The sequence below is a fragment of the Streptomyces sp. NBC_01214 genome (assembly GCF_026340975.1).
Taxonomy (GTDB): domain Bacteria; phylum Actinomycetota; class Actinomycetes; order Streptomycetales; family Streptomycetaceae; genus Streptomyces.
In genome coordinates this window covers 5,131,622-5,157,060 of record NZ_JAPEOS010000001.1, presented here as the reverse complement: position 1 = coordinate 5,157,060, position 25,439 = coordinate 5,131,622, and the positions used below count along the sequence as shown (strand labels likewise).

General features: G+C 68.2%; 27 protein-coding genes and 4 pseudogenes. 14 read left to right on the top strand and 17 right to left on the bottom strand.

Features of this window, described 5'->3' with window-relative positions:
• Positions 1–130: 130 nt before the first annotated feature.
• Positions 131–529, top strand: coding sequence for a hypothetical protein (locus OG594_RS24250; protein WP_266602338.1), 399 nt, complete (start codon positions 131–133; stop codon positions 527–529).
• A gap of 486 nt (positions 530–1,015) precedes the next feature.
• Here the strand turns inward: OG594_RS24250 and OG594_RS24245 are convergent, their stop codons facing one another.
• Positions 1,016–1,903, bottom strand: coding sequence for a LysR family transcriptional regulator (locus tag OG594_RS24245; RefSeq protein ID WP_266602331.1), 888 nt, complete (start codon positions 1,901–1,903; stop codon positions 1,016–1,018).
• A gap of 222 nt (positions 1,904–2,125) precedes the next feature.
• On the opposite strand from OG594_RS24245, the gene OG594_RS24240 reads away from it, so the two are divergent.
• From OG594_RS24240 to OG594_RS24225, 4 genes are all read left to right on the top strand, one after another.
• Positions 2,126–2,908: a VOC family protein gene (locus OG594_RS24240; protein WP_266602329.1), complete on the top strand. Its 783-nt coding sequence runs from the start codon at positions 2,126–2,128 to the stop codon at positions 2,906–2,908.
• A gap of 117 nt (positions 2,909–3,025) precedes the next feature.
• The gene (locus OG594_RS24235; protein WP_266602327.1) at positions 3,026–3,328 is read left to right on the top strand and encodes a hypothetical protein; all 303 of its coding nucleotides are present in this window, start codon (positions 3,026–3,028) and stop codon (positions 3,326–3,328) included.
• Positions 3,307–3,891 carry a hypothetical protein gene (locus tag OG594_RS24230; protein ID WP_266602325.1) on the top strand — a complete coding sequence of 195 codons (585 nt, stop codon included), beginning with the start codon at positions 3,307–3,309 and terminating at the stop codon, positions 3,889–3,891. Before OG594_RS24235 ends, OG594_RS24230 begins: the two co-directional genes overlap by 22 nt.
• 30 nt (positions 3,892–3,921) lie before the next feature.
• A complete protein-coding gene (locus OG594_RS24225; RefSeq protein ID WP_266602217.1) occupies positions 3,922–5,106 on the top strand; it encodes an IS701 family transposase in 1,185 nt (394 codons plus the stop codon).
• A gap of 182 nt (positions 5,107–5,288) precedes the next feature.
• Here OG594_RS24225 and OG594_RS24220 read toward each other — a convergent pair.
• From OG594_RS24220 to OG594_RS24210, 3 genes and pseudogenes are all read right to left on the bottom strand, one after another.
• Positions 5,289–6,133: pseudogene (locus OG594_RS24220) on the bottom strand (IS5 family transposase).
• A gap of 3 nt (positions 6,134–6,136) precedes the next feature.
• Positions 6,137–6,373 (bottom strand): SDR family NAD(P)-dependent oxidoreductase, encoded by a 237-nt coding sequence (locus OG594_RS24215; RefSeq protein ID WP_266602323.1) that lies wholly within the window; start codon positions 6,371–6,373, stop codon positions 6,137–6,139.
• 144 nt (positions 6,374–6,517) lie between these two features.
• Positions 6,518–7,402: an AraC family transcriptional regulator gene (locus OG594_RS24210; RefSeq protein ID WP_266602321.1), complete on the bottom strand. Its 885-nt coding sequence runs from the start codon at positions 7,400–7,402 to the stop codon at positions 6,518–6,520.
• Positions 7,403–7,653: 251 nt separating this feature from the next.
• Here OG594_RS24210 and OG594_RS24205 point away from each other — a divergent pair, with 251 nt between their 5' ends.
• The 5 genes from OG594_RS24205 (at position 7,654) to OG594_RS24185 (ending at position 11,928) form a co-directional block, all read left to right on the top strand.
• A complete protein-coding gene (locus OG594_RS24205; protein ID WP_266602319.1) occupies positions 7,654–8,769 on the top strand; it encodes a serine hydrolase in 1,116 nt (371 codons plus the stop codon).
• Positions 8,770–8,835: 66 nt separating this feature from the next.
• Positions 8,836–9,117: a hypothetical protein gene (locus OG594_RS24200; protein ID WP_266602317.1), complete on the top strand. Its 282-nt coding sequence runs from the start codon at positions 8,836–8,838 to the stop codon at positions 9,115–9,117.
• 565 nt (positions 9,118–9,682) lie between these two features.
• The gene (locus tag OG594_RS24195) at positions 9,683–9,823 is read left to right on the top strand and encodes a hypothetical protein (protein ID WP_266602315.1); all 141 of its coding nucleotides are present in this window, start codon (positions 9,683–9,685) and stop codon (positions 9,821–9,823) included.
• Positions 9,824–10,056: 233 nt separating this feature from the next.
• Positions 10,057–11,286 (top strand): GNAT family N-acetyltransferase, encoded by a 1,230-nt coding sequence (locus OG594_RS24190; RefSeq protein WP_266602313.1) that lies wholly within the window; start codon positions 10,057–10,059, stop codon positions 11,284–11,286.
• A 288-nt stretch (positions 11,287–11,574) separates the two neighbouring features.
• The gene (locus tag OG594_RS24185; RefSeq protein ID WP_266602311.1) at positions 11,575–11,928 is read left to right on the top strand and encodes a hypothetical protein; all 354 of its coding nucleotides are present in this window, start codon (positions 11,575–11,577) and stop codon (positions 11,926–11,928) included.
• A gap of 18 nt (positions 11,929–11,946) precedes the next feature.
• On the opposite strand, the gene OG594_RS24180 is transcribed toward OG594_RS24185, so the two are convergent.
• The 4 genes from OG594_RS24180 to OG594_RS24165 form a co-directional block, all read right to left on the bottom strand.
• Positions 11,947–13,080, bottom strand: a complete 1,134-nt coding sequence (locus OG594_RS24180) for an IS630 family transposase (RefSeq protein WP_266602307.1) — start codon at positions 13,078–13,080, stop codon at positions 11,947–11,949.
• A gap of 476 nt (positions 13,081–13,556) precedes the next feature.
• On the bottom strand, positions 13,557–14,267 hold the full coding sequence (locus tag OG594_RS24175; RefSeq protein WP_266602302.1) for a hypothetical protein: 711 nt from the start codon (positions 14,265–14,267) through the stop codon (positions 13,557–13,559).
• Between the two features lie 194 nt (positions 14,268–14,461).
• On the bottom strand, positions 14,462–14,857 hold the full coding sequence (locus tag OG594_RS24170; protein WP_266602300.1) for a hypothetical protein: 396 nt from the start codon (positions 14,855–14,857) through the stop codon (positions 14,462–14,464).
• 102 nt (positions 14,858–14,959) lie between these two features.
• The gene (locus OG594_RS24165) at positions 14,960–15,289 is read right to left on the bottom strand and encodes a hypothetical protein (RefSeq protein ID WP_266602298.1); all 330 of its coding nucleotides are present in this window, start codon (positions 15,287–15,289) and stop codon (positions 14,960–14,962) included.
• 701 nt (positions 15,290–15,990) lie between these two features.
• Between OG594_RS24165 and OG594_RS24155 the strand changes: the two are divergent.
• Positions 15,991–16,185 (top strand): annotated as a pseudogene (locus OG594_RS24155) (IS701 family transposase); the annotation flags it as partial.
• Between the two features lie 142 nt (positions 16,186–16,327).
• On the opposite strand, the pseudogene OG594_RS24150 reads toward OG594_RS24155, so the two are convergent.
• From OG594_RS24150 to OG594_RS24140, 3 genes and pseudogenes are all read right to left on the bottom strand, one after another.
• A pseudogene (locus OG594_RS24150) lies at positions 16,328–17,156 on the bottom strand (IS5 family transposase).
• Between the two features lie 366 nt (positions 17,157–17,522).
• Positions 17,523–18,185: a response regulator transcription factor gene (locus OG594_RS24145; protein WP_266602294.1), complete on the bottom strand. Its 663-nt coding sequence runs from the start codon at positions 18,183–18,185 to the stop codon at positions 17,523–17,525.
• Positions 18,182–19,315 (bottom strand): sensor histidine kinase, encoded by a 1,134-nt coding sequence (locus OG594_RS24140; protein WP_266602292.1) that lies wholly within the window; start codon positions 19,313–19,315, stop codon positions 18,182–18,184. The genes OG594_RS24145 and OG594_RS24140 overlap by 4 nt, the downstream gene beginning before the upstream one ends.
• A 196-nt stretch (positions 19,316–19,511) precedes the next feature.
• On the opposite strand from OG594_RS24140, the gene OG594_RS24135 reads away from it, so the two are divergent.
• Positions 19,512–19,931: a DUF6223 family protein gene (locus OG594_RS24135; protein ID WP_266602290.1), complete on the top strand. Its 420-nt coding sequence runs from the start codon at positions 19,512–19,514 to the stop codon at positions 19,929–19,931.
• Between the two features lie 27 nt (positions 19,932–19,958).
• On the opposite strand, the gene OG594_RS24130 is transcribed toward OG594_RS24135, so the two are convergent.
• The 6 genes and pseudogenes from OG594_RS24130 to OG594_RS47415 form a co-directional block, all read right to left on the bottom strand.
• Complete coding sequence (locus tag OG594_RS24130) at positions 19,959–20,117, bottom strand: hypothetical protein (RefSeq protein WP_266602288.1); 159 nt, start codon at positions 20,115–20,117, stop codon at positions 19,959–19,961.
• 65 nt (positions 20,118–20,182) lie between these two features.
• Positions 20,183–21,382: a methyltransferase, FxLD system gene (gene fxlM / locus OG594_RS24125; RefSeq protein ID WP_266602286.1), complete on the bottom strand. Its 1,200-nt coding sequence runs from the start codon at positions 21,380–21,382 to the stop codon at positions 20,183–20,185.
• The gene (locus tag OG594_RS24120) at positions 21,379–21,852 is read right to left on the bottom strand and encodes a hypothetical protein (RefSeq protein WP_266602284.1); all 474 of its coding nucleotides are present in this window, start codon (positions 21,850–21,852) and stop codon (positions 21,379–21,381) included. Before OG594_RS24120 ends, fxlM begins: the two co-directional genes overlap by 4 nt.
• Positions 21,853–22,294: 442 nt before the next feature.
• Complete coding sequence (locus OG594_RS24115; protein ID WP_266602282.1) at positions 22,295–22,510, bottom strand: DUF5999 family protein; 216 nt, start codon at positions 22,508–22,510, stop codon at positions 22,295–22,297.
• Between the two features lie 93 nt (positions 22,511–22,603).
• Complete coding sequence (locus OG594_RS24110) at positions 22,604–22,921, bottom strand: DUF6415 family natural product biosynthesis protein (RefSeq protein ID WP_266602280.1); 318 nt, start codon at positions 22,919–22,921, stop codon at positions 22,604–22,606.
• 160 nt (positions 22,922–23,081) lie between these two features.
• A pseudogene (locus OG594_RS47415) lies at positions 23,082–23,390 on the bottom strand (ATP-binding protein); the annotation flags it as partial.
• Between the two features lie 1,163 nt (positions 23,391–24,553).
• Between OG594_RS47415 and OG594_RS24100 the strand changes: the two are divergent.
• Positions 24,554–24,871 carry a hypothetical protein gene (locus tag OG594_RS24100; RefSeq protein ID WP_266602276.1) on the top strand — a complete coding sequence of 106 codons (318 nt, stop codon included), beginning with the start codon at positions 24,554–24,556 and terminating at the stop codon, positions 24,869–24,871.
• Positions 24,868–25,419 (top strand): GNAT family N-acetyltransferase, encoded by a 552-nt coding sequence (locus tag OG594_RS24095; RefSeq protein ID WP_266602274.1) that lies wholly within the window; start codon positions 24,868–24,870, stop codon positions 25,417–25,419. Before OG594_RS24100 ends, OG594_RS24095 begins: the two co-directional genes overlap by 4 nt.
• The last annotated feature ends 20 nt before the right edge of the window (positions 25,420–25,439 follow it).

Sequence of the window (25,439 nt, the reverse complement as noted above, 5' to 3'; positions counted from 1 at the left end):
TGTTCCTGAGCCATGCATGACAAAAGGAAGCGGCTGGTGGCTGGGTGGGAACGGGTTGGGTCAGCGAGGGTGTCGGGTTCGGGTCCTGCCCTCTTCCTGCACCATCGGGTACGCCTGGTAGACAGTGGCCATGACGTACTACGCCGATCTGACGCCGTACACGTATGACAAGGACAACTGGGCGCGAGACGCGACGGGTCTCTGGCGTGGCGTCCCCTTGACCAACGTGGGCTGGCTCGACCGAGGCAAGCCTTACGAGAAGGGCACTGCTCCTCCAGGGCTGGCTGAGGCACTGAAGTGCCTGAGCCGTACGCACCGAGCCCAGCAGACTCGCGGCTTCCACCCGTGTCCATTTTGCACTTCGCGGGTATTCGGCAGGCGCGCCAGCCACCCGCAGGGTAGTGCAGAGATATGGCTGATGGGTGGTGGCGTCGCCTACGCCGCCCCTGAACTGATCACTCACTACGTCGAGACACACGGCTATTCGCCGCCAACCGCCTTTACCACGGCAGTTTTCGCTGCACTCTGAACTCGACTGTTTCACGGCTGTGTGGCGATTCACGCGTCCACGACGCCTGCGCTCCAAAGCCCGGCTCCGCCCGGAGCTCGCCGTGTCAGAACGACCAGCCGAGACCCGAAATCGCCACGGATCTCCCGTGGCCGACCGTGGCCCCACGGCGCGAGCACGGCCCCGCACGACGGACATGTAAGCCGACCTACCCTCAGTTGCCGTTCCACCAGCAGAGCATCCGAGTCGACAACCAGCACCGCCACCTCCGCCTGACCTGCAGCAACCAGCCGGAACCTCTCCAAACAGACCAGTGATCACGCCCGGATCGCCCCGTCAGTGACGGCAGAACACGGCCACGCCGTCCACCGCCATCGCGCGCGATGTACGGCCCGATCCTGCCACGGACGCCGCAGTCCGGCTCGCCCTCCGTAAAGAGATCGCGGGCCTGGTGAACGATGCGCCCAGCCTGCAGCGCGGACGACGTGGCGAGGTCGGCAAGCTGCGTCAGAAGCGGAATACCCCCAGGTCGCGCACTATGTCGGCCAGGGCGCGGATGAGATCGTTCTCGGCTTCGGTCCGCCAGACCAGGGCGAAGTTCAAGGTGGCGATGTCCGGGACGGGAAGAAATCGGATGTTCGACATGCCCCAGTACCTGGTGACATGACCGGGAAAGGTATTGATGATGTCGCCCATGCCGACCAGGCTGATCAGCTCATCAGAGTTATCCGCGAGCACGGTGCGCTCAATCTGCCGGCCCCGTGGGGTGTAGAAAGGCAGGTAGCCGTCCTCCCAGTAGTCCGGCAGGTCGAGGGCGGTGCTGTGCGGGAATTCGGCGAGCAGCTCCAGTGTGACGGAGTCCCGTTCCGCAAACCGATGGTCGGCGGCAACGGCGAGGATCCGGGAGTCGGTGCACAGGATCGGTCCGACGGTGAGGTCCGGCTCTTCCACAGGCAGCCAGAGGACAGCGACATCCATGGCACCACTGCGGAGCCGGCCAAACAGGTCGGTGAAGGTTGCCTGGCGGATCTGGAGGCCCCATTGCGGGTGGCGCGCGCGGAACGCCTTCCAGTAGGGGTGCAGATCGGCGACGTTGAAGGGCATGAGGCTGACACGGAGCTGTGCGGTGATGCCGCGAGCCGCCAGCTGGGCTCGCTCCAGGGATTCATGCAGGCCCGCGTAGACCGGTTGCAGGTCGTCGCGGAGCTGTCGGCCGACCTCCGTCAGGCGAACCGTGCGGCTGGTGCGGGCGAACAGCTCGGCCCCGATGCGCCGCTCCTGCTTCTTGATGGCCTGGCTGACGCGTGCCTGGGAGACGTGCAGCCGCTGTGCGGCCCGGCCGAAATGCAGCTCCTCCGCCAGTACGAGGAAGATCTCGATGTCCCGCAGCTCCACCGGCCCCCGCCCCCCTGCGTCGATAACCCGGCGGTTATCGAACCGCGTTGAAGTACGACTTGATCATATGCGCGGATCGCAAGATCGTTTAAGGCATGCATGCACGTATGAAGAACCGTGAAGAACGCAGCATTCGTCCGGCCCGATGAGCGACACCCTCGACCTGAGAGCGGCTGAAACCTCCAGCTCGTCCGCTCAACGCACACCAGCCAAGGAGCTGCCGTGAACGTTTCCAACTCCACCCTGTCCCTGACCGTCGCCGACGTCGACGCCTCCCGTGAATTCCTCTGCACCCACCTCGGCTACGAGGTGGCCATGGCCGACGACGGCTTCGCCACCCTGACCCGCGAGGACGCGGCCGTCGACATCGTCCTGCTCCGCAAGGGCACCGAGGTCCTGCCCGCCGAGCAACGGAACCGGGAGGCGGGCGGCCTGATCCTCGCGCTCACGGTCGCCAACCTCGACGCCGAGGAGGCCCGGCTGCGGGCGGCCGGCGCCCCCATCACCATGCCGCTGCGCGAAGAGCCGTGGGGCGAGCGTCTGTTCCAGATGACCGACCCCAACGGGGTCGTCGTCCAGCTCGTCGAGTGGGCGGTCCCCGACCGCCCCGCCGATCCTGACGAGGACACCGCCCCACACGTGATCACCCCCACGGCGGAGAGCGTCACCGTCTCGCCGAACGCCACCATGACCGGCCTGGCGGCTCCCAGCCGCGGCAGCGCCGAACTCAGCACCTGGACGGTCGCGATGGAGGCCGGGGCGACGGGTCCCGAGCACTCCATCACGCGTGAGCAGGTCTGGACGGTCACCGAGGGCGCCCTGGAAGTGACCTGCGACGGCCACACCCACAAGGTCCTGGCCGGCCAGAGCCTGATCCTCCCGCCCGGCCTCGTCCGTCGCATCCACGCCCCGGAACGGGCCGAGGCCCACGTCGCGATGCGCTCCGACGGGGTCGCTTCCGTTCCCGGCACCGAGGGCACCCGCGAAGTGCCATGGGCACGATGACCGCGACTGCCGCGAACGAACCTGCCCCCTGCTCCCTGGGAGGTTTCGGCAACGACCGGATCCCTCCCGCGCATTCGCCGGCCGAGGCCGGCATCCACAAGGAATGAGAGACTCGACATGCGTGTGCTGTTGATGGCGTACGGATCGCGCGGCGACATCGCGCCGCTGGCGGAACTGGCGGCAACGTTGCGAGCAGTCGGCGCGGAGGTCCGGGTGTGCGCACCGCCGGACGAAGAGTTCGCGGAACTGCTGGCCGGAGTCGGCGCGGAGCATGTGCCGTTCGGGCGGGACGTGCGAGTGCTGCGGACAGGAGCGCCGTCGTCGGACGCGGCCGCGTTCGCGGCCGGCTGGTCGCCGCGCACTTCGATACGGTCGGCAAGGCGGCCGAGGACTGCGACGTGCTGGTCGCGAGCGGCCTGATGCCGGACGGTGCCCGCTCGGTGGCCGAGCAGCTGGGCATCCGCTACATGTACGCCGGATTCCACTTGTTCGAGATGCCCTCCGCGCACTACCTGCCGTCCGGGCGGCCCGGCCCGCCGCCCCCGCCCGGCATGACCGACAACCAGGCCCTGTGGGACCTGGACGCCCAAAAGGTCAACGCGCTCTACCTCCAGCCCCTCAACGCACACCGGGCGGCGATCGGCCTGCCACCGGTGGACAACGTCCGCGACCACGTCTTCGGCGACCGGCCGTGGCTGGCCGCAGACCCGGTCCTCGGGCCGTGGGAGAAGCTCACGAACCTCGACCTCCTGCAGACCGACGCGTGGATCCTGCCCGACGAACGGCCCCTGCCGAACGACCTGGAAGCGTTCCTGGACACCGGCACACCGCCGGTGTACGTCGGCTTCGGCAGCATGCCCATGAACACGGCCACCGACATCGCCCGGATCACCGTCGAGGCCGCCCGCACCCAGGGCCGCCGCGTCATCGTCTCCCGCGGCTGGGCCGACCTGGCCCTAGTACTGCAACGGTGCTTGCCGTGACTGGTGGCCAGGTTGCTCGTTGGCCTGGTTATGGGTGGAGATCGTGGCGATGTCGGGTCGTGGGCGGCGGGTCTGGTCGAGTTGCATGAGCGTTTCGTGCATCGGTTTGCCAGGTCGGAGCCGCGGGAGTCGGCTCTTGCCTATATGCGGGGGCTGATAGCTCCGCTGGAGCGCAAGAACGGTTGGACGCTTGCCGAGGAGGCTGGTCACGCGGCTCCCGACCGGATGCACCGGCTGTTGAACCGGTGCGACTGGAACGCGGACGAGGTACTCGACGACGTTCGCGGCTATGCGGTCGAGCATCTCGGCGACCCTGAGGCGGTCCTGATCGTGGACGACACCGGGTTCCTGAAGAAGGGCGTCCGCTCGGCCGGGGTCCAGCGCCAGTACTCGGGAACGGCGGGCCGGACCGAGAACTGCCAGGTCGGTGTCTTCCTCGCCTATGCCCGTGCTCATGGCCGCACATTGATCGACCGCAGGCTGTATCTGCCCACGTCATGGACCGATGACCGAGAACGATGCCGGGCCGCCGGCATCGAGGACACCATCGCGTTCGAGACGAAAGTGGTCATCGCCAAGGCCATGGTCCGCCGGGCGATCGCCGAGAAGATTCCGTTCCGGTGGGTGACCGCGGACGCCGCCTACGGCTTCTCCAAGGGCTGGCGGACCGAGCTCGAGCGGGCGGATGTCTTCCATGTCATGGCCACCACCCGGCACGACACCGTGGTCTCCCGCTGGGCGATGGACCACCCCGTTCACGACCTGTTCAACGGCCTTGCGAGGCAGAAATGGAAGCGCCGTTCCTGCGGGAACGGCGCTCATGGCCTGCGGGTCTACGACTGGGCGAGAGTGGAGGTGAGGCCCTGGCACCGCGAGGACCGCCGGCACTGGGTGATCGCCCGCCGAAGCGTCGGCCGGCCGGACCAGATCTCCTACTACATCGCCTACTGCCCGGCCGAGACCACCCTCGACGAACTCATCCACGTCGCGGGCAGCCGGTGGGCGGTCGAGGAATGCTTCCAGACCGCCAAGCAGGAATGCGGCCTGGACGACTACCAAGTCCGCCGCTACCCCGGCTGGCACCGCCACATCACCCTCGCCATGGCCGCCCACGCCTGCCTCACCGTCCTGAAGGCCCGCGAGGCCGACACGGGGAAAGCAGAAACGGATCCTCCCAGCTCATACCCCTCACCCTCCCCGAACTCCGACGCCTGATCACCCGCCTCACCCACCGCCGACCAGCAACCGTCCAGCACGTCATGCACTGGTCCTACTGGCGCCGCCGACGACAACACCAAGCCCGCGTCAGCCACTACAAACGACGCGGCCACACACCACCAGAAGCCAACAAACCATCACAGCAAACACCGTTGCAGTACTAGGCAGTTTCCTTCGGATCACCTCGCCGACCAGATGAAGATCGCGGCGAGGTGGAGTCCGGCAAGGTAGATGGTGGCGGTCTTGTCGTAGCGAGTGGCCAGACCGCGCCATTGCTTGAGTCTGTTGATGCATCGCTCGACCGTGTTCCGCTGCTTGTAGGCCTCGCGGTCGAAGGCCGGCGTGCGGCCGCCGAGCCGGCCGAGACGCTTGCGGTTGGCGGCCTGGTCGGCCGGCTGTGGGATCACCGTCCGGATCCCGCGCCGCCGCAGGTAGCGCCGGATCGCCCGGGACGAGTAGGCCTTGTCGGCCAGGACTGCGTCCGGTGTCGTTCTGGGCCGTCCGGTCGTTCGGGGCACTCGTAATCGGCCCATGACCTGGGTGAACGCGGGTGCGTCGCCTGCCTGGCCCGGGGTGAGGACGAATGCGAGGGGGCGGCAGCGGCCGTCGGCGGCGAGGTGGATCTTCGTGGTCAGTCCGCCACGCGAGCGTCCGAGGGCATGGTCGGCGGGCTCGCTGGCCGGAGTCCCTTTTGACGGGCCCCGGCGGCGTGCTGGTGAGCCCGGACGATCGTGGAGTCGACCGCGACGACCCACTCCAGGTCGCCTTCGGCGTCGGCCTGGGCGAGCAGGGCGGTAAAGGCCTTCTCCCAGGTGCCGTCGGCGGCGCATTTCCGCAGCCGGTTGTGGGTACCCTTCCACGACCCGAAGTGCTCCGGCAGGTCCATCCACGGCGTGCCTGTGCGGTACTTGAACGCGATCGCGTCGATCACCTGCCGGTGATCACGCCACCGCCCACCCCGCCGAGGTGTCCGGTCCGGCAACAGCGGTTCGATCCGTGCCCACTGGGCGTCAGTCAACGACACGCATCAACCAACGATCCGATGATCTGAAGGAAACGGCCTAGCGGAGTTGGCCCGGACCGTGAACAGCCGGGCACCCCGGTCGGACACCTTGTCCAGTTGTTCGGCCGCGCGGTTGAGGCGGGCAGCGTCGCGGCCGGTGATGACAATATCGGCGCCGGCTTCCAGGAGTAGACGCGCGGTGGCCAGGCCCATCCCGCTGGCTCCGCTGGTGATCAGGTGGACCAACTGGGCCCAGAACAACCCGGGTCTCCCAGGGCCCCCTTCCGCAGACGGCGTGACAGCCGTCACCACATCGCTTGGACGTCCCACGATGCGACACGCACCGCCCGGGCCCGTGCATCAACCCCGAAGGACTTCCGGAACCGACCGCTCGGGTAGCAGTGTTCACGCCCCGGAACTCTCGCGGCTGCCCCGCTCGACCGGGATCCACAACTGGGAGTCGGTCTCCTCGCCGATCCCTACCGGCTGCGTCCGCAGGAGCTCCGGACCTGGCCGGCTCGCGTAGGGGTTTGAGGGGAACCACTGTGTGAACACATCTCGCCACAGCTCCTGGAGTGCGCTGGGGTAGGGCCCGTGGTTGTCGAAGACCGCCCAGGTCCCGGCCGGCACGTCGAGGGCGTCGAGCCCCTCGGCGGCTGCCTCGGGGCCGGTCACCACACCGATCCAGTAGTCCACCTCGGCGCCCTCCTCCCGGCTGTCGGTCAGGTGCACCCACGCCGACAGGACCCCCTCCGGCTCTCGGTGAACCAGCTCCTTCATCAGTGCGATCGCCTCCTCGTCCAGGCTCGCCAGGTGCGCCGCGGCAGCCGCGTTGACCCCCTCGTGGACGAGCGCCACCCGGGCCTTCCGGCCGACGACCCGAAACGACTCCTTCTCCACGATCCGGTACCGCATGCTCGTACCCCCTTCGACGACGACACGGAAGGACATGCGCGGCTGCGCGGTGAGCATCGCGCCCGTGCGTCGAGCCTCGCCCGGCCCGATGCCGTGCACCGACCGGAACGCTCGGGCGAAAGCCTCGCCCGAGCCGTACCCGTACCGCACCGCGACATCGAGCAGCGTCAGTTCGCCGGCCAGCACGTCGGCCCCGGCGAGCGTCATCCGACGGCGCCGCACGTAGAGCGGGAGCGGCATCCCGGCGAGCGCGGAGAACAGCCGCCGGAAGTGGTACTCCGACACCGCGGCAATGCGGGCCACCTCGGCCATGTCGACCTCCCGGTCGAGGCAGGCCTCCAGGTGGTCCAGCGCCTGGTTCAGCCGCTCCAGCACGTGTATCGGTCCTTCTTCCTTGTGCCCCCGCTGTAGGAACGCCTGTCGTGCCAACAGCCACAGGAGCCGGGGCGGCCTGCATCCGAGCCTAAGCCGGAGTCGCTCCCCGCGCGCGGCCTGCGGGGTTGAAGCGGGAGCCGTCGACCGCGCGGCGTGATGGAGTTGAGGAGATGTGATCGCGCCCCGGCCCGACAAAACCAGCGCGGGAATTGTTGGGCAGGAAGCCCTGGCGTTACCTGAGGCTCACACCCATGACTGATATTGAGGGAGTGTGCGAACCGCGGTTCGACGCAGTCCGTGAGGCGCTTGCAGCTTTGCTCGGCAAGGACGATGTGGGTGCCTCGGTGGCTGTCTACGTTGAGGGCGAGCCGGTGGTCGACATCTGGGGTGGGTACGCCGACGCGGACCGTTCCGTCAGCTGGGAACGCGACACCCTCACCGGCGTGAACTCGACGACCAAGAACATGGTCGCCCTGTGTGCGCTGATACTGGCGGATCGAGGCCAGCTCGATCTGTCCGCGCCGGTCGCCGCCTATTGGCCCGAGTTCGCCGTGTCCGGCAAGGAGAGGGTGCTGGTACGGCACGCTCTGTCGCACACCGCGGGACTGCCGGACCTGTCCGGGCTGACGACGGTCGAGGAGCTCTACGATTGGGAGAGGGTGGCAGCAGGGCTGGCCGCGCAGACTCCCGAATGGGAACCCGGGACGGCCGCCGGCTATCACGCGCTCACGTTCGGGTTCCTTGTCGGTGAGATCGTCCGCCGCATCACGGGCCGCGGTCTCGGCGAGTTCTTCGCCGACGAGGTGGCCAAGCCGCTGGGCGCGGACTTCCACATCGGGCTCTCCGCGGAGCATGACCACCGCCTCGCACCGCTCATCCCTCCGCCGTCTCTGACCGAGGAGTACGCCTCCAGCGCACCGTCCGGACCTGGCGGCGCACGCCGCAAGTACACCGGTGCCGCAATCCGGGTCAGGGACGTCAACTCCGTGGCCTGGCGTCGCGCGCAGATCCCTGCGGTGAATGGCTTCGGCAACGCTCGGTCTGTCGCCCTCGCGCAGTCGGTACTTGCGAACCAGGGGTCGGTCGGCGGTCTTCGACTGCTCTCCCCGCGGGGTTGTGAGCCCGCGTGGCAGGAGGTGTTCCGCGGCGACGACCGCGTCCTGCGGACGCCGATGTCTTGGACCGTGGGCTTCGGTAAGTTCGGCAACAGTTTCGGCTGGGGCGGCTGGGGCGGCTCGCTTGTCGTGAGCGATCCCGACTCACGCGTGACGGTTGCGTATGTCATGAACCAGATGATCGACCCGGAGCGGCAGGAGGACAGCCGCGGCATGGAGATCATCATGGCCGCCTATGGCGGACTGCGCTGAAAGGGCCACCGGGAGAGGGCAGTCCGTGCCTGCACAGGCTGCCCGCTCCCGCTCGCCGTTCTGCAGGTGAGCGGGGCCTGCCGGTGGCCTCCCGCTCTGGCGTCTCTGGGCGACGAGCAGGGGGAGCGGCTCGACGAACTCGGCTACGGACGCGGACCGGGCCACGGTGCGCTCCGCTTCGGTGTCCCCGACGACCAGCTCGCCATGCAGGGCCAAGCCGTACGGCAACTGCGCCTCAGCAGCCGCCACCAGGTCCGGCCACCGGTCCTGCACCAGCGCCCCCCGGCGGATCTGCACCACCACCGTGCCGCCCGCCCCGGACGCGGGGTGAACTGGAGCGCCCGGTGACCGTCCAGCTTCTGCTCGTATGCCACCCCCGCCCGCAACGCCGCCGGGCCGGCACGGCAGAGGCGGTTGCGGTCGCTGTACGTCCGGATCGTGGAGCGGCTTCGCAGCCGGGGCCGGTGGCGGGCGGATGTCGGTGGGTGGGCGTTGTCATTCAGGGCAGGCACGGCCGGTGGGTTGTTGGGGGTGCCCGTGCGCTTTTGACCTGGCTTTCGGGGTTTCCCGGCGACAGCTGGCAGGAGAGGTGGGAGGCCTCCCCGGCCTCCACCTGTCCACGGCGGTGGCGTCGGGAGGCAGAGTCCTGGGTGAACACCGCGGCCTCCGCCCGCAGCACCAGTATCCAGGCCGACTTGCTGATACTGGCCGCCGCCGACGTCCTGCGGCTGCCGCTGCCCTGGCAGACGGATCTCAACAGCTGCCACATGCGCACCGCCGTTGAGGAATGCCGCTACCCAGCCGGCTTCGATCGGCTGAAGGAGATCGTCGGCGCGGAGCGGTGGGCGTCTGCGGGAGGTGGACGGGCCCGTCGCGCGCTACCCGGATCATCGTGGCCCAGGGTGGCGGCCTGGTGGACATCACAATCGGCGACGCGCTGGAGTACGACGCCGAACTGCGCAGGAACGCGCGCGGCGTGAGCTCCGGCGGCACCCTCTACTACGCCTGGCTGCGCGAGCTGGGAATGCCGAAGCCGCGACCGGCCACGACGTGATCACCTCACCCGCGTCCGTCGGGACGAACGCTTACGGCCCGTTACAGCCTGACATCTCGCTGACGACCGACCGCCGATCACCGCACTCACCCCCGATGCTGGGCTGGGACCGGATTGTGCTGTGACCGGCCCGGGCTGAGCCGTAATTCGTTTGACCGGGCCACGGGTCAACACGGCACTGTGGCCGGACACCACGAGTCGTGGTGCCGGTATCCCGAGGAGGCACGGCAGCAATGGAGATCCGTTCTACGACCGACAAGGATCTCGACGTCTTCGTTGACACAGTCCATACCGCGTTCGGGCGCTTCCCGGAAACCCCGATAGAGGGCGGTGGGCTCTGGTGGTCGGCGCTCGAAACGGACCGCTGCCTGCTCGCCCTGACCGCGGACGGACGGCCCGTCGGCACCGCCGCCGCGCACCCTTTTGAACTCACCCTGCCCGGTGAGACCGTCATCCCGGCTTCCGGGGTGACCGCTGTCGGCGTCCTGCCCTCCCACCGGCGCCAAGGCGTGCTCAGCACGATGATGCGGCACCAGCTCACCGAGTTCCGGACCCGAGGAGAATTCCTCTCCGTGCTGCTGGCCTCCGAGGCCTCCATCTACGGCAGGTTCGGCTACGGACCGGCGACCTACACACAGCGGCTGACGGTGCCGCGCCAGCGAGCCGCCCTCGCCGTTCCCCGGGCCCGCACCGTCACGGGCGCCCCAGCGGCCGGCCCGGACAACACCTCGGTCGAGGTACTGCGGCGTGCCGAGTGCGGCGAGATCCTGGAAGAGGTCTACGACCGCTACCGCCGCGCCCAGCCCGGCGCACTGTCCCGGCCGCACCGCTGGTGGGCCCTGCGCGCGGGGCAGCCCCCGATATCGCCGGCGCCGCGCCACGTCGCCGTCCACCGGGACGCCGACGGCATCCCCGACGGGTACGCCAGCTACTCGGTCGAGTCCGGCACCCTGACGGTCGACGAGACCATCGCCACCGACGCCGCCGTCTTCACAGCCCTGGCCCGGTTCGCACTCGGACACGACCTGGTCTCTCAGGTCGTGTTCAAGCACGTCCCGCCCGAGCACCCGCTGCGCTGGCAGCTTGCGGACTTCCGCGCCGGCGAGGTGAGCGGCGAGATGGACTGGCTCTGGGTGCGGCTGCTGGACATCCCGGGTGCGCTGACCGCACGTGGCTGGTTCACGGACGGCGAACTCGTCCTCGACGTCGACGACCCGTTCCTCGGCGAACACGGCCGCTACCTGCTGACCGTCCAGGACGGCAAGGCCGTCTGCATGCCGACAGACCGGGAGCCCGACCTGTCCCTGGACGTGCGTGACCTGGGCTCGATCTACCTCGGCGGCACCGCCCCGAGCACGCTCGTGCGTGCCGGACACATCCGGGCCCACCACCTGAACACGGTCACCCTCGCCGACGCCCTCTTCCGCGCCGACCGTCCCCCGCACTGCCTGCACTGGTTCTGACCGCGCGCTCGTCGACCCCGCACAAGTCGCGTCAGCCCACAGTCACCCCTCGGGGCACATGCTCCCGAATCGCGAAGGGGTAAGCGGGTGTAGGTGGGGTCAGAAGTCGGGGGACGACGGCCGGGCTGGAACGGGCGCACCCTCACGAACGGCCCGACGACCTGGCCTCCCTGCAGCAGCGCAGCGTGCGCTCCCAAGTCCAGGTCAAAGCGATACGGGTCCTAGTGCCGCATCAGACAACGTTCGCCCCGTGCGTCGCACCGGTGAGGCGGGGTGGAAGATAGCCCCGTGAGCTTCGATCTTGCGGTTCTGGCGATGGACGAATCAGCCGACGTTGCGGCGGTGCGTGCGATGTTCGATCGGTGCACCTCCGACCACCACGACGAGGGCGAGTTGGATGAGCGAGTGGTCGGGTTCTATGAGCGGCTCCGCTCACTGTTCCCAGACCGCCCGCCTTTCGCCGCAGAGTCGCCGTGGATGTCGACGCCGCTGACGATCGGTATCGACCACGTGATCATGAATTTGAGCTTCTCGTCGCGGAGCGACGCGGCAATCAAGGCGATCGAGGAGCTTGCAGCGGAGTTCCGCCTGGTCATCTGGGATCCGCAGTCCCAGGACGCCCATCTGCTGGGGCGTGATTGACCAGGCGCTCTGCTCGATTCAGGCGATGTTCGCCCTGCTGACGACGCTGCGGAGGCGCTCGTCCTGGGCGTGCTTGTTCCGCCAGATGATGTAGCGGCGGATCATGCTGCCCTGCTCCCTGTGGCTGGCGTGGTCGGTGCCGTCGAGGGCGAAGTAGCGCAGGGCGGTGAACTGGGCCTCGATCCGGTTAAGCCAGGAGCTGTTGGTCGGGGTGTAGGCGATCTCCACGTTGTTCGTCGCAGCCCAGGTCCCGACCCGTTGGCACCGCTTGGTGGTCAGGTGGGGCGAGTAGTTGTCGCAGACGATCGCGATGCGTAAGTCCATCGGGTGCAGCGAGCGCAGGTAGCGGCAGAACTCCAGGAACTTCGAGCGGTTCTTCGTCTTCTTGATGTGCCCGTAGAGCTGGTCCTTGGCCAGGTCGTAGGCGGCGAACAGGTTCCGGACGCCATGCGGGCGGTTGTAGGTCGCTCGCCTGCGAGGCCGGGGCTCGCGGTCGGGGTCCTTGTGCCGGCCCCCGCGTTCGGCCCACTGCCGTCCGGGGTGGGGCTGGAGGTTGAGGGGGCCGAACTCGTCCATGCAGAAAATGACTTCCGGCTCGCCTTCCTCGGGTATGACCTCGCCGTCGGCGATCGCGTAGAGGTGCTCGACCCGGGCCTTCTTGGCCGCGTAGTCGGGGTCGCGGGAGGTCTTCCAGGTCTTCAGGCGTTGAAAGGAGACGCCTTCCTCGCGGAGCAGGATGCGCAGGCCCTCGTGGCTGATGTCGTCGACCACCCCCTCGGCGACCAGGAAGTCGGCCAGCTTCGCCAGGCTCCAGGTCGAGAACGGCAGGCCGTGCTCGACCGGCTTGGACTTGGCGGTCTTCTTGATCTCACGGCGCTCGGGAAGGGTGAACGTCCTGGGCCGACCGCCTCTGTACTTTGGATAGAGCGACTCGAAGCTATCGGCGTTGAAGTTGTGGACCACGTCCCGGACCCGGTCCACGCTGGTGAACGTCACCTCAGCGATCTTCGCCACCGGCATCCCCTGCGCTGACAGCAGCACCATCTGGGCCCGCCGCCAAGTCACCACCGAGCCGGTGCCCCTGCGGATGATCTGCAGTAACCGCCTGCCCTCGTCGTCGTCAATATTCCGAACCTGCACGCGCTCAGCCACGTGATCATTCTGGACGTCTGACGCCGTCCGGCGCAGAAACCGGACGACATGTCAGGACGGGGCAAACGTTGCTTGATACGGCACTAGTTCAGAGAAAGTGACTAGGCCGAAGCTGATCGCACCTGACCAGATCGGACACACTCGGACCTCCACGCCGTGAGTCTCTCCATCCAGCGTCGCACCGGCCGGCTCCCACCAACCGCCCCTCCCCCCACCACAGGACTCTCCACAATGCGGCCCCGCAGCGCCGCGCTCTCGCCGACCGCGGCACGGAGGCGATCTCAGGTATACGGACGAGCCGATCACGACACCTCTTCCGGGGGATCCACCAGCGATGGACAGCCCTGCTGCACCAGCCTCCCCCGTCTACGAGACGGCCCGCACACCGAGATTCTCTTGATCCCTTGAGGCTGAAGAGGGGACAGCGGTGGTGTCGGCGCATCGGCCTGCAAGCCGCCAGGGCCTACGAGGCTTGTTCATGGTTGGCGAAGGTTCAGCGGCGTCCATTGCAGGGTGCTTCGAGTTCCAGTGCGGTATTCGTGGGGGTCGACCTCGATCCGTGTGTCCACGGTCTGGGGGCTGGTGCGGTGCACGACAAGGGTGGGTTTGCAGACATCGGTCATCACCATCGCGGGGTGATCGATGTGCAGCCAGGTGGACATCCGGCGGGAGAGTTGCGGTTCGGGATCGACGACGGTGGTCAGCAGGAGAGGCAGGTCAATTCTGATTTCCCTGACGGACCACATCAGCTGGTCTGCCCGGGACTCGGGCTCGTCCGGGTGGTCGATGGGGTCATCCCATTCGCAGTACGGCGGTGGGGTGGGGCTGAGGCGCTCGTAGCGCTCGATGACCACGAAGGAGGGTTTCTCGCCGTTGATCCGTCGTTGTGCCCGTGCGTTCACGTCTGCGGGGGTGGGGTTGGGAGTCTCGTCGACGGCCAGCCAGTCGGGCTGTTCGTTGGGGGGATAGCCAGTGTAGAGGAGCGTGGGTACGCCGACCTTCGCGGCGTGAACGGCGATGTCCCTGCCGACTTTGGCTTCTCGGCTGCCCCGCTGCGCGATGATGCCCACCTTGTGGCGGAAGTTCAGCTCGGCGAGGTCGGTCAGGTCGGGCCATGGTGTGGGGATTGAGGTGCTGGTTTCCAGGGTTCGCCGCAGGGGCTGCGGTAACGCGTCGTGGTGGGTCAATGCTCTGCTCCTGCCTGTCGGGTCTTGAGGTTGTGCCGGGCTGATCGGCGACGTGGTGTTGTGGGTTCTCACTTTCGGTGTCATGTGCCGACGCTATGACCTGGACGTTCCCCTCCAGTCTCACGACTTGTCGGCAGGCGGTTGTCTCAGATCGGTGTCATTTCCCCAGACCGTCCAGCCGGCTGCGCCGGACCTCATGAACCTGCATCCGCGGCCGTCCGTTCCATCCACTCCCGCACCTTCACTGCTTGCTCGATGCGGTTGACGATGTCCTTCTTGGACTCCGTGTCCAAGGTCTCCGGGATCTTGTCGAAGGTGTCGGGAAGGACATCGAGGAGACCCCAAAGGTGTTCGCCAGTGCTGACGGTCAGCAGTTGCTGGCACCTCCACTGCAGCGGCACCTCGGGACGGTGCGTGAGCCGCTGCACGAGTGTCGGGAACAGGTAGTGCGTCGCCTCTGCGGCAAGGTGCTCTCGTAGCCAGTCGACTGGGAGACGCTGACTGAAGCCGTGCATGGCGGCCTCCTGGGCCAGGTCCAGGAGCTGAGCGGTGTCGACGGCTCGGACAGTGCGGGGAAGAACTGGGGCCATGCCGAGATGATGCCAAGAAGCCCTCGGAACACCGAGAGGTGGGCGGGGTCGGGCTGCAATCTGTCAAGGAACTCGGCCCAGGCTTTGTCGAACTCGCGGGGGTCACCCTTCCACGGACAGCCCGCCCTTTGTGCGGATCCATTCGTGGATGGTCTCGATGGCATCGAGGAGGTCCTGGAAGGTGCAGAGATCCCGGTGCTGTTGTCGGACCTGGCCTGTTGCCATGTCCCCGTACTCAAGCTCGGCTTCCCCGCTGCTCCAGACGATGAGCACGGCGACGAAGTCATCGTTTTCGAGCGTCATCCAGGTGCTGGTCTTGGTTCGGTCGTCCTCGGGCGACTGCTGGACCGCACCCGTGATTCCGCAGGATTGCAAGTGTTCCTCATGCTCGGCGAACCAGGCCTGGAGCCTCTGCGGCAGTTCGATCGACATGGGCTGCTTTTCTTCGCTTTGTCTCATGGCTGGGCGATGAACCCTGCGGATCGGTCGAGCTGAAAAGGAGACCCGGCCCTGGTTGGTTCCCAGCCTCGGTCCCGTGCCTCTCGGATGCTGGCAGCAACGTGGGCTGGGTGGATGGGCACTGCCTCGGCACCCACCCAGTTACTGGGATGGGCCTGGCCGCTGGTGACGATCAAGGCCGTGCCCGGCTGGCTGTCGCTGGCCGCTTCGACGGCGTAAGTCATCGGCGTCCAACAGAGTCCCTGCATGTAGGAGGGCTTCCTGCGGATCCGCCAGCAGTACTCGATCCCGTCAACAGCTATGCGTCGGGAACCCTTCTTGTTCAGCGCCATCATCCCTCCTCCGCTGTTGGACTCTAGCGCCGTGCAACAGGTCCGTCTCAGCCGGGTCCTGGTTGAGGCGGCTGGCGAGTTGAGGCGCGAGGAGCTGTGCCTGGGCCGCCCACGCTTTCGAGTCCGCACGCTCGGTGGAAGACACGTGCTGGATTGCGCACCCGACGATCTGTCCGGGCATCGAGCGTGACGGCTCCGCGGATACAGGTCTTGCCGATCTGCACCGGCAGTCCGCCATCAGTGCGTTGGCGTGACCAGCACTGCCCCACCCATGCCTCCGAAAGCACAGCGCCGGATGCCCAACCTCGCGAGTGTGAGCACTTCGACCCGTTCCGTCACAGCAGCCACATCATCCGGCTGACGAAAGCCCGGTGGCGGATCGAGCACGACTACCGCGAGCTGAAAACCTGCCTGGGCCTGGGCCACTTCGAGGGCCGCTAGTTCACCAGCTGGCACCGCCACGTCACCCTCGTGACCGCAGCCCACCTGTTCCTGACCGAACAGCGGAGGAACCCAAAAGCCCCTGCCGGGGCCTGACCCTCTACCAGGCCCTGGACCTCCTCAGACACCTCATCGCCACCTGGACCGGCACCTGCCCCACCCGCCAGCAAGCCGTCCCATGGCAGCCCCACGACACCACCTAACAAAGCACTACTAGCTAGGAGTTGTCGTCAAAGTGTCACGCCCACATCAGGAGCGAGGCGAGGGTGACGGCTGCTTGGTAGGCCTGGGCGGTCTTGTCGTATCTGGTCGCGATGCCGCGCCATTGCTTGAGTCGGTTGAAGCACCGTTCCACCACGTTGCGGTGCTTGTAGACCTGCTTGTCGAAGGCCGGCGGCCGGCCGCCCCGGCTGCCGCGCCGCGCACGGTTGCGGACCTGATCGGACCGTTCCGGGATCGTGTGCGTGATGCCGCGGCGCCGCAGCCAAGTACAGATGGCCTTCGAGCTGTAGCCCTTGTCGCCGATGACGTGGTCGGGCCGGATGCGCGGTCGGCCCGGTCCGGTCCGGGGCACTCGTATCGCGTCCATCACGGCGGTGAACTGGGTGCAGTCGTTCGTGTTCCCACCGGTCAGGACGAACGCGAGGGGTCTGCCCGTGCCGTCGCAGGCCAGGTGGATCTTGCTGGTCAGTCCGCCGCGGGACCGGCCGAGGGCCGGGCTGCGGAGCCCCTTTTCGGGCCCCGGCCGCGTGCTGGTGGGCACGGACAACGGTGGAGTCCACCGAGACCAGCCACTCGATGTCGCCTGCCGCGTCTGCTTGCGCCTGCGCGGCCTGGAGCATCCGATCGAAGGTTCCGTCAGCTGCCCACCTGCGGAAACGGGTGTGGAGGCTGGCCCACGACCCGTACCGGTCAGGCACGTCCCGCCAGGCGACCCCGGTCCGGAACTTCCACACGATCCCGTTCAGGATCGTCCGGTCGTCCAGCCGCGGCCGCCCCAGCACAGGCCGAGGCAGCAACGGCTGCACCAGTTCCCACTCGGCGTCCGACAGTTCATGGCGACGTATCACCCAACCATGATCCACAATGCAAGATCACTTTGACGACAGACCCTAGTCGCCGAAACGCCATGTTGCCCTGCCACGCACCGGACCGGCCCGGAGGAACAGGGGCCGGCCCGGTGCGCTCCCACGGGTGCTTCAACCTGGTGCCGCTCGGCGTGGGTGACGTGTTCGCCCTGGTGTAGGAGGGCGGCGAGTTCGCCGCCGTGCGATGCCCGCGTATGCCTCCGGCACCGTCCCCAGGCAGCTGCCGCAGGGATACCGGGTGGTGCCCCGCTTGCCGGGAGCCGGCTGACCCCACTACCTGGCGGCTCGTGACTGCCGGCCTCCCTCGCCTTCGTGACCAAGGCAGTCAGCGAATGCGGATGGATGTCAGGAGTTGCGTGGGGTCACCAGGCCGGATTCGTAGGCGAGGATCACGAGCTGGGCGCGGTCGCGGGCGTGGAGCTTGGTCATGGCCCGGTTGACGTGGGTTTTCGCGGTCAGCGGGCTGATCACCATGCGGTCCGCGATCTCGTCGTTGGACAGGCCCTGTGCGACCAGTACGACGGCTTCACGTTCGCGGCCGGTCAGTTCTTCCAGCGCGGGCCCCGTGGTGCTGGGGAGCGGCTGGCTGATGTACCGGTTGATCAGCTTGCGGGTGATCGAGGGTGCGAGGAGGGCGTCGCCGCGCGCAGCGACGCGGACGGCGTGCAGGAAGTCCTCAGGCACGATGTCCTTGACGAGGAATCCGGCGGCGCCCGCGGACAGGGCGTCGAAGACGTATTCGTCCAGGCCGTAGTTGGTGAGGATGACGACGTGGACGCCGGTCAGGGCCGGGTCGGCTGCGATGCGCCGGGTCGTCTCGATGCCGTCCATGACCGGCATCTGGATGTCGATGAGCGCGATGTCGGGCACGTGCTCTCTGGCGAGCTCCAGGCCTTCCTGTCCGTTGGCGGCTTCGGCCACGACCTTGATGTCGTCTTCGAGGTCGAGGAACGCGCGGAATCCGCTGCGGATGAGCGGCTGGTCGTCGACCAGCAGGACACGGATCACGAGGCCCGCTCCACGGGGAGTTCGGCCCGGACGGTGAAGCCGCCCTGGTCACCCGGTGCTGCCCGGAGGCGGCCTCCGAGGGCGGTGACCCGTTCGCGCATCCCGAGCAGTCCGATGCCGGGCACGGTGGCGGTTTCCTGCGTGGCCTTGCCGTTGTCGTCGACCTGCAGGGCTACGGCGTCCGGGCGGTAGTCGATGTGGACTGATGCCGTCGTGGCGTCCGCGTGACGGGCGATGTTGGTGAGGGACTCCTGAACGATCCGGTAGACGGTGCGGCCCACCGCGGCCGGTACGTCGTGCTGCCGACCTTGGCCTTGGATCGTCAGTGTCGCCCGCAGACCGGTCTTGCCTGCTCGTTCCACCAGTTCGGGGATGTGGTCGAGGCCGTGCGGCGGGGTGATGTCGTCGTCGCGCAGAGCCTCCAGGGTGGCGCGGAGCTCGCGGGACGCCTCCCGGCCGGCCTCACGGATGGCCAGCAGGGCCTCCGGGACCTCTTCGCCGCGCTTGCGGGCCACGTGGACGGCGGCTTCGGACTGCACCTTGATGACCGAGATCTGGTGGGTGAGCGAATCGTGCAGCTCCCGCGCGATGTGCAGCCGCTCCTCGTCGGCGCGGCGCCGCGCGGTCTCCTCCCGGGTGCGTTCGGCTTCGTCTGCTCGCTGCTCGGCCTGCCGTAGGGCTTCACCAGCGGCGCCGGCGGCGATGAGCCAGGCGATTTGGAGGGCGCCGCGGGCTTGTGTGAACGCCTCGCCCGTGTCGTGCAGGCCCGAGGCCAGGGCCGCGAGGGGGAGCGCGGCCAGCACGGCCACGCTCACCGCGACCGTGACGATGCGGTGTCCCGCCCGCATAGCCGCGTACACCGCGAAGAGGAACGCGACGGCAGCCACATCGAACCCTGCCGCCTGGTAGCCCACTGCGCACAGCCCGGTGACAACGAGGACGGCAACCGGAGCCCGGCGGCCCGCGGCCAGCGCCAGGCCGCCTACCGCCAACAGCACGTAGCCGAGCAGTCCGAGGCCCGTGGCGGAGTGCTGCCCGGCCAGCCCAGTGATCAGCAGCGCAGCTGCCACGCCTGCGGCGATCAGCCAGTCTCTGACACCGGCCCGAACGCGGAACCGTCCTTTGTTCATCCGCGCACCGTAGCCCGAGTCCGCCGCGGGCGAATCCCGCTCGCGGACGAGCGGTCGACTACTACGCACGCAGTAGCCCCGCAGCACCTGCCGCGTGCGTGGTAGCGCGAAGTGCCTGCGCCTGCCGGACGACCTGCCACGGCCCGGCCGACATGCTCGAACCACATCCAGCCGTGGGAAGAGAAGGAGCACCCTGATGTCCGCTCGTTGCCTGTTCGCCGCCTCCGCAACCGTCCTGCTCGCCGGGCTCGGTCTTGCCACCCCAGCAGCAGCGCACGCCTCGGTCCAGCCCGTCGCCGCCAGCGTCACCGGCTTCAGCCTCGGAAGGCTCGGAGCCACCACCGGCGGGCTGCTGGGGCTGGCCGCCGTGGTCATCGCCGTGCTGGCGCTGAGACGCGCCGGTCGACTCGGCATCACCACCGGGTCGCTCGGGGCCACGGTGGCCGTGGTCGCGGGGCTGATCGCCACGGCCCTCGGCGGGCTGGTCGCGGCCACCGCCGACGGTGGACTCGGCACCGGCAACGGGCTGGGCGGCGCCTACGTGGCCCTGCTGCTCGGGGTGGCCGGCACTGCACTGGGCGGGCGGGCTTGGAACCGCTCCCGCCGCACCCGTTGACCACAGCGGATCCGTGTTCCGCTGCGGTCATGCCCTACGGGCGGTCACCACGCGGCGAACGGTCAGGCGGATGAGCTGGTCGGCGGCCGCGCCGCCCTCGACGATGGTGATGTCGAGGTCGAAGCCGGTGTCGTCCTGCTCGGCGGTCGTCGCCGGGGTCGCGGCCGTGTCGATCTGAACCGTCATCGGGTCCCCTCCTTGGAGAGGTGGATGGATGGTGCGATGCCCCGGGGCCGGTCGGCCCCGGAGTCTCAGGCCCAGGTCACCGACACGTAACCGTGGCGCTTGCGTGCCGTGCCCGGGGGCAGCGGGGACGGTGCGGCACCCGGGACGTACCGGATCGTTGCCGCCCCCCTTTGCTGGTGGTCCGCTGCCCACCGCTGCAGCAGCTCGACGTACTGGGCGGCGAGCGCTTCGGCCTGCGGGCCGTGGGCGATGACGCCGCTCTCGAACCCAGCCGTCCCGGTGTCCGTGTTCGGGCGCCGGGTGCGGTAGGCGATGCTGTCCTCACCGACCAGGGCAGCCACGCCCAGGCGTGCGGAAGGCTCCACGAGACCGCTGTCGATCAGGTCCTGGCCGGCGTGCAGACGGGCCGGAGCCGCCAGGCTCAGGGTGAGGAACCAATCGAGCTCGTCGGGCAAGTCGTAGGCGGCTCCCGACCACATCTCCAACCGGTCGCCCTCCAGGGCCCGCGCCAGGGCCTGTGCGTTGAGCGGGACGTCCTCGTTGTCGGTCTGCAGGGCCACGCCGTCCAGCAGCATGATCTTGCGGTCCGGGGCGGCGCCCTCGCCCTGCATGGGCACGAAGGACGCCAGCCGGTAGGCGCGGCTGAGCAGGCCGTCCCCGGCGCGGTCGAAGGCGACCGAGCGGGTGGTGCCGCACACGGTGAGCGGGGCGACGAGCCGGCCCTTGGCCGTGAGTCCGCTGATCCACGACGGCGGGATGTCCCACGCGGACACCGTGACGATGATCCGGTCGAAGTGCCCAAGGACGACGGCGCTTTCGGCGTCGGCCACGACCGTCTTGACCCGGGTGTACCCGGCGGCGTCCAGATGCTTGCGCACCCGGTCGATGACGTCGCGGTCGATGTCGAGGCTGGTGACCTCGCCACCGGCCCCGACGAGTTCCTGGATGAGGGCGGCGTTGTAGCCGCCGGAGCCGATCTCCAGCACCCTCATGCCCGGCTCGATATCGGCCTGCTCCAGCATCACCGCTTGCAGGTGCGGAGCGGAGATGACGCTGATGTCGAGCCCGTAGCCGTCCTTCTTCACGGGCATGATGCCGTGCAGGTCGTAGGCCTGTTCGAGGGGAGTGTCCGGCGCGAACAGGTGGCGGGGGACTGCGGTGAAGGCGGCTGCGACCGACGGGGAGGTGATCGCTTCCTGGTCGTGCAGGGCCCGCACCATGTCGGCTCGCAGAGCCTCGGGGCCGACGGTCTCGAGATGGTTCATCCGGTTTCCTCTTCCTTGTTGTGGTCAAGCAGGGGAAGGACATCGAGGCCGGCCCGGAGCGCGGTAACGAGCTCAGGTCCGTAGTCCGGGTCCTCCCAGGTGGCAAACGGCGCCAGCACCGCAGAGGGATCTCGCAGCAGCGGGCGCATCCAATGCGCATCACCGTGCCCGAACTCGGCGGCGGCTTGGACGAGATAGCGCAAATGCGGGTACAGGACGTCGTCGCCGAGTACACAGGGGCCGCGGCGGTGGACGGTGACGGCGAAGCGGAACCAGCCTCCAGGTTGATCGGCTTCCACGGCCTTCCACAGCCAGTTCTCGGCCACCTCCAGGTCCCCCTTGGACAGCGCCAAGGACCCCAGGCGGTAGCAGGAGTGCGCGTGCTCCCGGAGCTCCAGGAGCGCCCTCTCCTGCGGCCGGCCCTCGCCCCAGTCGCCTTCGGGCCGGTCCCAGAAATCGCGCTTCTCCACAGTCGCCACCTTCGCCGTGCCCGGATCCATTCACGCGGCGCCTGGTACCTCAGGGCGACCCGGCCGGTAAGGATGCGGACCTCGTTCGCCGGCCGGGGTTCGTGCTCCAGGCTGACGGCCACGAAGCAGCCCCCACCACCGCGCACGACGTACGGCCAGATGAGGTCCTGCGGGAAGAAGGTCAGGACGTCGCGCGGGTGTCCGTAGTCCAGCGCCCAGTAGTCCCGGATGTTGTAGACGCACTGGCCTGTCCGCGGGAAGTGCCGGCCGTAGCGGAGGCCGAGTCCGCTCGCGATGGCCAGCATCGCCGTGCCGGCCGCCATATTGCGGGTGTGCGCGTGGGGATGGAACAGGGTGACGATGGGCACCGACCCGTGCAGGGTGTAGGTGGTGTCGACCTGGATCCCCGGCAGGAACTCCGGGTCCGGCGGTGCGAGCCTGCTCACCGGCTCCTCCCGCTGGCAATAGACGCCGCGGTGCGCGAGCGGTGCGGCTCCACGATCTGGCCGTTCGGGAGAAGCTCCCCTGTGTCCTCGAAGAGCAGCACCCCGTTGCACAGCAGGCTCCAGCCCTGCTCAGGGTGGTGCGCCACTGGGCGAGCTGCTTCTCTGTCAGAGGCGTCGGAGGTCGGACAACACGGCTGGTGCTGGCAGAACATGGCAATCCTCAGCGATCGGCGAGGGTTCAGGGGTGGGGACCGGGAGAGGGGCCAGGAGGTCGACCAGCCCGAGGCCGGCCACCGCCATGCGTCTCAGGTGCATTCGGACGCCGAGGTAGTCGCCGGGGGCTCCGTATCCAGCAGGAGGTGGGCCTTCGCGATGAGCGCGGCGAAGTCCGGCTTCCTGGCGTCGTGGAGAGGGACCCTGGGGAGCAGCTCCATGAGGGAGCCGCGCATCCGCATGATCAGGAGGGGTACTTCGTCTTCGTCGGGCACGTGGTCCGGGCCGAGGACAGCGTTGAGGACATCGAAAGTCGAGTCCGGCACGACTGGGGGCGGGAATGAGCGTCGGAGGCCTTCGAGTACCTGTAAGAGCACAGCCTCTCTCGTGTCGCCGACGTCGAGCCTCACTGGGTGCCGCCTGAGGTCTCGTGGTGGAAGACGCACCAGACTGCTCCGTCTTCGGCGACGCCCCACGCATCGGCGAAGGCCTCCACAAGGAGCGTGCCGCGTCCGGGCAGTGCGAGCGCGTCCGGGCAGTGCGGCTGCGGCGTCCAGGACCCCTGTCTCGGACCTCGATGCGCAAATGGGTGTCGGAGACAGACACCCGCATGGTCACCGTCTTGCCCTGCCCGTGCACGAAGGCGTTCGTGAGCAGTTCGGAGACCGCCGGGCAAGCGGGGTCCAGGTGCTCGGCACATCCCCAAAGCCGCAGGAGAGCTTTCGTGATGAGGCGCGCCTGCCGTGTGCGGGGCGCGTCTCGGTCGAACTGTCCGCTGCGCTCGAAGGACGCTTCGGCTCGGCGCTGCTGCGGCAGGGGGGTGCGCAACCCAGCGCAGCGCAGGGCGACGGAATCGAGCGGTGGTGCGGCAATCGACATGGCGCAGCCTCCGTGCTGACGTATCGTCCTGGAGCGATGACGCTCTGCGCCACCGGCGTATGAGCAAACCGCGCAACCGCGCTGCAGGGATAGGCAATTCATCGAGTCATCGCGCTGCAGGCAGGGGGTAATTTTTACCTTCTTTGCCATCACGGTGAGCCGCTGAGGGCTGCGTTGAGTACATGACGCACAACGTCCATCTGGCGGGGCGCATGGCTGCAGCCGGGTTCTCGCAGGCGGAGCTCGCCAAGTGCCTCAACAGCCGCGTCGAACAGCTCACCGGGCGCCCTGGGACGCTCCAAGCCCGGCACATCAGGAACTGGCTGGGGGAAAAACACGCTGGCCGCAGGAGAGACAGCGCAGGGTCCTGGAAGCAGAATTCGGAGTGAGCGCCGAGGAACTGGGATTCGTCCCTCCGACAGGTCCGTCCTCGCGCCCTCACTTAGCACCACCAGGGGACCCCGTGGATCGTGATCGTCGCCGCTTCACCGCCGCCGCAGCCGCACTGGCCGCCACCACACTGCTGCCCATATCCGACGCCGCCGCGAAACCCCGCGTCGGTATGAGCGACATCACCGCGCTTGAGAACCGCTTCGACGAACTGGTCGCGGCCGACAACGCGGCCGGCGGAACTCTCACCCTTGAAAGACGAGCCCTGGCCTTCGCACACCACGCCCTGGAACGCATCAGGGTCGGTACCGCCTCAGACCGCGTGAAGAACCGGCTCTACGCGAGCGCTGCAGCCTTCACCGGAACCGCCCTGTGGGCGGCGATCGACGCCCGCGAAACCGACCGGGCCGAACGCCACTTCGACCGCGCGCTGCGCTACGCCCGCCTCTCCCAGGACCCGGTCGCCGAGCTGCGCCTGTGGAGCCACCAGGTCCTCGTTTCCGGCCAGCGCCCCGGGGGGGGGGCAGAGCGAAGCACTGGCGGCCGCGCAAGCTGGCCGCACCTCCGCCGCCTGTCGGCGCGACCCGCTCTACCGATCCCTTGCGACGGCACGACTCGCCGGCGCCCAGGCACAGGCGGGCGAGTACACCAGCGCGCTGCGTTCCCTCGATCACGCCCGCACGGCGCTCTGCAAGGCCGACCCCGGAGAGCAGCGGCCGTCGTGGATCGGCTTCTACGACGAAGCCGAGCTCAACGGATTGACGGCGCTAGTCATGGAGGACACCGGCCGGCACGCGGAGGCAGAGGCGTTCCTGCACCGCACCCTGACCCGCCTACGCCCGGATCTGCTCCGCAACCGCGGGTACTACTCCGCCACGCTCGCCCTGGCCCAGCTGCACCAGGGCGAGGTCGAGCGTGCATGCGCAACGGCCCTGACGGTTCTGCCCGATCAAGCGGGTGGTTCACTGTCGGGGCGGACCAGCACCCTGCTCCACACCTTCCACCGAGAACTAAGTGCTGCGGCGCCGAACGCGTCGTGCACTTCGGAGTGGATGAATCGCTACACCGAGGCGAAGGGAACCCAACCGTGACGGTCGACCTCAAGCAGGTGACGGCGGAGCAGCTGCCGCTCGTCCGGCAGGCCATCCTCGATATCCACGTCGAAGTCCGACACCACGACTTCGAGCTAAAAAACGCGTTCAACTCGCGCGTCCGATTCGACGAGCGGCTGACCGCATACTCCTCACGGCCGGGATGGTCCGCGGTGATGGGGTACGAGGATGGTCGTCCCGTGGGCTTCTGCTTTGGTGTCCCGCTCGGAGCGGATACGGCTTGGTGGTCCTCGATGAAGGAACCTCTGCCCGAGGGCTTCACCGCCGAGAACGGCAAGCGGACGGTCGCGCTCAACGAGATCGTCGTACGGAAGCCGTGGCGGGGCGGCGGTGTCGCTTGGCAGCTCCACGAAGCCTGGCTGGCGCAGCGCCAGGAAGAACGCGTCACCCTGCTGGTGAACCCGGCGGCTGGCAACGGAGCTGTGCAGGCCGTGTACGAGGCGTGGGGCTACTCCAAGATCGGCGAGCAGCAGCCCTTCCCCGACTCACCGGTCTACGCCTCAATGATCAGGCCCGTAAGAGCCTGATTCAGGCCCGTAAGAGGCCA